Origin of the sequence: Paraburkholderia oxyphila NBRC 105797, assembly GCF_000685075.1 — a bacterium.
Lineage (GTDB): Bacteria > Pseudomonadota > Gammaproteobacteria > Burkholderiales > Burkholderiaceae > Paraburkholderia > Paraburkholderia oxyphila.
Map to the genome: position 1 here is coordinate 1 of NZ_BAYD01000106.1, position 5,544 is coordinate 5,544.

5 protein-coding genes are annotated in these 5,544 nt (G+C 65.9%); 2 read left to right on the forward strand and 3 right to left on the reverse strand.

The features are described from left to right. Positions 1-715: MFS transporter (locus BO1_RS39220; protein ID WP_028222245.1), on the reverse strand; the 715-nt coding region annotated here is incomplete at its 3' end. A 269-nt stretch (positions 716-984) separates the two neighbouring features. On the opposite strand from BO1_RS39220, the gene BO1_RS39225 reads away from it, so the two are divergent. Further along, positions 985-2,094, forward strand: a complete 1,110-nt coding sequence (locus tag BO1_RS39225) for a 4-hydroxyphenylpyruvate dioxygenase family protein (protein WP_028222246.1) — start codon at positions 985-987, stop codon at positions 2,092-2,094. 15 nt (positions 2,095-2,109) lie between these two features. Here the strand turns inward: BO1_RS39225 and BO1_RS39230 are convergent, their stop codons facing one another. Further along, positions 2,110-3,099 carry a zinc-dependent alcohol dehydrogenase family protein gene (locus BO1_RS39230; protein WP_028222247.1) on the reverse strand — a complete coding sequence of 330 codons (990 nt, stop codon included), beginning with the start codon at positions 3,097-3,099 and terminating at the stop codon, positions 2,110-2,112. 198 nt (positions 3,100-3,297) lie between these two features. Beyond that, on the reverse strand, positions 3,298-4,209 hold the full coding sequence (locus BO1_RS39235; protein WP_028222248.1) for a LysR family transcriptional regulator: 912 nt from the start codon (positions 4,207-4,209) through the stop codon (positions 3,298-3,300). Between the two features lie 229 nt (positions 4,210-4,438). Between BO1_RS39235 and BO1_RS39240 the strand changes: the two genes are divergently transcribed. Beyond that, a complete protein-coding gene (locus tag BO1_RS39240; RefSeq protein ID WP_167338431.1) occupies positions 4,439-5,431 on the forward strand; it encodes a TraB/GumN family protein in 993 nt (330 codons plus the stop codon). Positions 5,432-5,544: the final 113 nt, after the last annotated feature.

A 5,544-nucleotide genomic window follows, 5' to 3' on the forward strand; every position in this document is an offset into this window, starting at 1 on the left:
GCTTGCGATGGCCGTGCTCGACTTTCTCGACGAATTCGCGCGACTCGTCCATGCTCGAGCGCACCCACAGGCCCACGAGCACCAGCACCACGCTGAAGACGAAGGGCAGGCGCCAGCCCCACGAGCGGAACGCCGCCTCGCCGAGCAGGTGGCTCAGGAGCGCGACAATGCCTGTCGCGAGCACGAGGCCCACGCCGTAGCCCACTTGCACGCCGCTGCTGTAGAACGCTTTCTTGCCGGCGGGCGCGCTTTCCACGGCCATCAGCGCCGCGCCGCCCCATTCGCCGCCCACGGCGAAGCCCTGGGTCGCGCGGAACAGTACAAGCAGCACCGGCGCCCACCAGCCGATCGAGGCGAAGGTGGGCAAGAACCCGATCGCAACCGTGGACAGGCCCATCATCATGACGGTGAGCACGAGCATGCGCTTGCGCCCGAGGCGGTCGCCGTAATGGCCGAACACCACGCCGCCGAGCGGCCGGAACAGGAAGCCCACGCCGAAGGTGGCGAAGGCCGCGAGCGTGCCCATGTTGCGGCTGATGTTCGGGAAAAATTCCGCGTTGAAGACGAGGGCGGCGACAATGCCATAGAGCAGAAAGTCGTACCAGTCGACGACGGCGCCAACAAAGCTGCCGAGCGCGGCCTTCCTCGCCTGGCTGCGCGAGCGGCTGGCGCTGGCCGGTTCGGCCGCGCGCGTGGTGTCGAGAGTGGGGGTCATGAGGTGTCTCCTTGCGCTGGTCTCATGCAAAGCCGCTTGCCTGGTGTGCCGCGACGGTGAAACGGAGCATAGGACCGTGTGCGCGCCGGGGCAATGCGCCGGGCGCACGCGCTGCGCGATAATCGCCCACAATGGTGCGATTATCGAACGTTTCGCGGGTTAGCACCAAGGCCGGCGAGGGGCGTTGCCAGACCTCCGCCTTGGGCGTTATGTACGATTTGGTTAAAATTGGCACGCAGTCTTTTCCGTCCGTCTCAGGAGCTTTCCGCATGTCGTCCAACTCCCGTTCCGCCGCGCCGGATCCGGCCAATCCGCTCGGCATGGCCGGTCTCGAGTTCGTCGAATTCGCAGCGCCCGAGCCCGCGGCGCTCGAGGCGCAGCTCGCTCAACTGGGTTTCAAGGCCATCGCGCGCCATGTGAGCAAGAACGTCACGCTCTATCGTCAGGGCCAGATGAATTTCCTCGTCAATGCCGAGCCCGACTCGTTCGCCGCGCGCTACGCCGAGGAATACGGCATGGGCATCTGCGCGATCGGCGTGCGGGTGGAGAATGCGCGGCGCGCCTTCGAGCACGCGTTGCGGCTGGGCGCGTGGGCGTTCGAAGGCGAGCGCGTGGGCACCGGCGAGCTCAGGATTCCGGCCATTCAGGGCATTGGCGATTCGCACATTTACTTCGTCGACCGCTGGCGCGGGCGGGGCGGCCAGCGCGGCGGCGTGGGTGACATCTCGATCTTCGATATCGACTTTCGGCCCATCGACGTCGCCACGGCGCAGGCCGATCTAGAGCACGCCGGCACCGGCCTCGAGCGCGTCGATCACCTCACGCAGACGGTGGGCGCGGGACGCATCGGCGAATGGCTCGACTTCTATCGTGACCTGCTGCATTTCCGCGAGATCCACGAGATCAACGCGAACTGGCACGTGGCGCAGGAATCGCGCGTGATGGTGTCGCCCGACGGCGAGATCCGCATTCCCGTCTACGAGGAGGGCACGCACCGCACCGAGCTCATGCACGACTATCTGCCCGATCACCCGGGCGAGGGCGTGCAGCACATCGCGCTCGCGACCGACGACATCGTGCCTTGCATCGACGCGTTGAAAGCCAATGGCGTTGAATTCGTCGAGCCGCCCGCCGCCTATTACGATTCGGTCGACGCGCGCCTGCCGGGCCATGGCGTCGACCTGGACGCGCTGCGCCAGCGCCATGTGCTGATCGACGGCGAGATTGGCGCGGATGGCGTTCCGCGCCTGTTTTTCCAGACCTTCGTGAAGCGCCGCCCCGGCGAGATCTTCTTCGAAGTGGTGCAGCGCAGCGGCCATCATGGCTTCGGCGAGGGCAATCTCGACGTGCTCGCGAAGGCGCGCGCCGTGAAGGGCTGAAGCAGCGCGCGCCAATCAGACAGTGACCACGATCTTGCCGACCTGGTCGCCCGCTTCCATGTGGCGATGCGCGTCGGCGATGCGCTCGAACGGGAACGTGCGATCGATCGTGGGCTTCAGCGCACCCGAGGCGAGGCCTTCGGTAATGAAGCGCCTGGCGCGTTCGAGGCGCGCGGCATCCTTCGTGATTTCGAAGAGCTCGTAGCCGCGCACGATGAGATGGCGGGCGAGCAGATCCATCACGGGCACGCTCAAGTCGCGCGTGTCGAGCGCGCCGTACTGGAAGAACATCCCTTGCTGCGCGAGCGCGCGCAACTGATGCGCCGCTTCGGGGCCGCCCACCGGGGCGAACGCAATGCGCGCGCCCTTGCCGCCGGTTGCCTCGAGCACCTGCTTCGTCAACTCCAGACCGCCACCCGCGATCACGTGTTTCGCGCCCGCCTGCAACAGGGCCTCGCGCTTCTTTTCGCTGCGCGTGAGCGCGATGGGCACGGCGCCCACGCTGTTGGCGATCTGGATCGCGGCGAGACCTACACTGCTCGACGCCGCCCCCACCAGCACCGCGTCGCCCCGTTGCAGTCCGCCCAGCTCGATCAGCGCGCCCCACGCGGTGGTGTACATCATCCACGTGGCGGCGGCCTGCTCGAACGAGAGGCCGGCGGGGTTCTTCACCACGGCATGCGCAGGGGCGTTCACCCGCTCGCCATACATGCCGTAGTCGAGGAACGAGAAGGCGGGCACGACGCTCACCGCATCGCCCACCGCGAAGCCGCTTACACCGCTGCCCACGGCCTCGACCACGCCCGAGCCCTCATAGCCGAGGATCGCCGGAAAACGCGGCGCATACGTGTATGCGCCGCTGCGGTACATCACTTCGGCGCGATTCAGGCCGATGGCCTTGACGCGGATCTGCACTTCGCCGGCTTTGGGCGCGGGCACGTCGACGTCGTCGATCTGCAGGGCTTCGGGGCCGCCGATGCGATGAAAACGAACGACTCTGGACATATCGGACTCCTTGTGAAGTCGATCGGCGCGAGCGATGCAAATCCGCCGCAGCCCGCGATCGATCAAATAAATGGCTTTGAACGAGCACTACTGTAGGCCGCCGCGCGCCGCGAATAAACGCTCGGCGCGATTACTCATTGTTATTGGATCAATAACAATGCGCTGACTTTGTTGCGGAAGGTCGCCGCGCGGGCGGATTCAGGCCGGATAGCGCCGTCCCACGAACTCCGAGATCCAGTCGACGAACGCGCGCACCTTGCCCGGCAGATGGTCGCGATTCGGGTACATGACGGAGATCGGCTTGGGCGCGCTGGCGATGCCGGGCAGCACCTCCACGAGCTGGCCCGCGTCGATATGCGGCTGCAGCGCCGGGCGCAGCGCGTGCACGAGGCCGAAGCCCGCGAGCGCGCACGCGAGCAGCGCCTCGGAATTGTCGGTGAGCACGCTGCTGTCGAGCTTGAGCGTCACGATCTCGCCGGCGGAGCGGAAAGTCCAGTCAATGACGCGCCGATTGCGGCCGGTGAGAAAGTTCACGGCCTTGTGCGCGCGCAGGTCGTCGAGCGTGCGCGGCACGCCATGGCGCGCGAGATACGCGGGCGATCCGCAGGTCACCATAGGCACCATGCCGATCTTGCGCGCGACCATGCTGGAGTCCTTGAGCTCACCGATGCGCACGACGCAGTCGATGCCTTCGCCAATCAAGTCGACGGGCTGGTCGCTCGCGCCAACGACGAGCTCGATTTGCGGATAGCGCTGCTGGAACTCGGGCAGCGCGGGGATGATCACGGACTTGGCGAACGCCGTGGCCAGGTTCAGGCGCAGGCGGCCCTTTGGCTGCGCTCGCGGCGCCGAGAACTGCGCGAACGAGGCGAACGTATCGTTCACATTGGCGAGCAACTGCACACAGCGCCGATAGAACGCCTCGCCTTCGACGGTGGCGCTCACGCGCCGCGTGCTGCGATTGAGGAGGCGGATGCCGAGCTCCTGTTCGAGCTGCTGCACGGCCTTGGTGACGGCGGGGCGATGCAGCTGAAGCGCCTCGGCGGCTTGCGTGAAGCTGCCGCGCTCGACGATGTTCACGTAGATCTGCATGGTTTGCAGACGATCCATAGGCGCTCCTCGGGCCGGTCGATCGATTGCGCCGCTTCGCATGTGCGCTCGCGTACCGATGGGCGGCGCGACGCGGTGTAAGCTACGAGCGGGGCTTCCCCTGAAGCGGGGTCGAACAATGATAAGCGCTGAGAGCATGTCCGAGACGCTGCGCCGCGCAATGCGTACCGCGAGGCCTGGGCACATCGTGCGCACGTGCGCTGCCGCAGGCCTGCTGGCGGCGACAACGATGACGAGCGCGAGCGGCGTGACGAACGCGCCTGCGTCTGAAACGGCGCCGGTTGCCACCGATCCGGCGGCGCATGCTCAGTCGCATGTTCAGGCCAGCGCGCCTGACTACCGCCCTCCGGTCTGGACGGCGAGTGCGCCGGGACATCCCACCTTGCTGCTGCTGCCGACCCTCCACGGACTCGCGAGCGACGACCCGCGCGTGGACGCTGCATTGGCGGCGCTGGCGCAACGCGTGCAGGCGATCGTGCTCGAGGCGCATACGCAGCCCACGCCTGAAGACGCGCAAACGATCAAGCGCATCGGCTTTTATCCCGTGAGCGACAATCTCTCGAACCACATGCGTTCGATGACGGCCGAATCGCTAGCGCGCTGCGCACGCGAGAGCGGCGCCGATATCCATGTGTTCTTCCAGACCAAGCCGTGGCTCGCGGGATTCTCCGTGGAGGCCGTGCGACTGCATCAATGGCGCTGGCAGCGCAAGGCCGGGGCGACGCGGCTGCATTTCGTGAAGTCGAGCGCGCCGCTCGTGTTTCGCGGCATCGACGAACGTTTGGAGACGATCGCGCGGCGCGGGATGATTCCGTTGATCTATCTGGAAACGATGGAGCAGGCCATGCGGCTCTTCGATGATATGCCCTCGGACGATCAGGATGCCTTCCTGCAAGGCGTATGCGCCGGATTGCATGGTAAATCGCCGGGTGAGATCTCCTACGAGGCCTTGCAGACGGCGTGGGCCGCCGGCGATGTGGCAACGCTCGAACGGCTTGCCATGATGCGCTTTCCGGGCGAGAGCGCAGCGCACTACGACTTCAGTCAGTATCTGTTTGTGCGCGGCACCGAGATTTTTGCGGCGACCTTGGCGAAGGATGGTTATTTCTACGGGAAGGGGCCGATCCTCGTGGCGGTGGGGGCGGGGCACTTTTTCGGCCCGCAGTCATTGTTGCAGCGCTTGCGTGAGGCGGGCTATACGATTACGCCCGGGCATGCATGAGCGCGGCGCGTGGAGCGACTGCGCCGTCGGTGCCAGGAACGCCTGGTGAGTGTTTTTAAATTGTGATTCCTTAGTTTTGGTGGGGTTCTTCCTGGCGTTGGCCTTAACTTGTA

Excerpts from the sequence above, each read along its gene's own strand:
- BO1_RS39225 (WP_028222246.1), top strand. The coding sequence starts at position 985 with ATGTCGTCCAACTCCCGTTCCGCCGCGCCGGATCCGGCCAATCCGCTC.
- BO1_RS39230 (WP_028222247.1), bottom strand. The coding sequence starts at position 3,099 with ATGTCCAGAGTCGTTCGTTTTCATCGCATCGGCGGCCCCGAAGCCCTG.
- BO1_RS39235 (WP_028222248.1), bottom strand. The coding sequence starts at position 4,209 with ATGGATCGTCTGCAAACCATGCAGATCTACGTGAACATCGTCGAGCGC.
- BO1_RS39240 (WP_167338431.1), top strand. The coding sequence starts at position 4,439 with ATGACGAGCGCGAGCGGCGTGACGAACGCGCCTGCGTCTGAAACGGCG.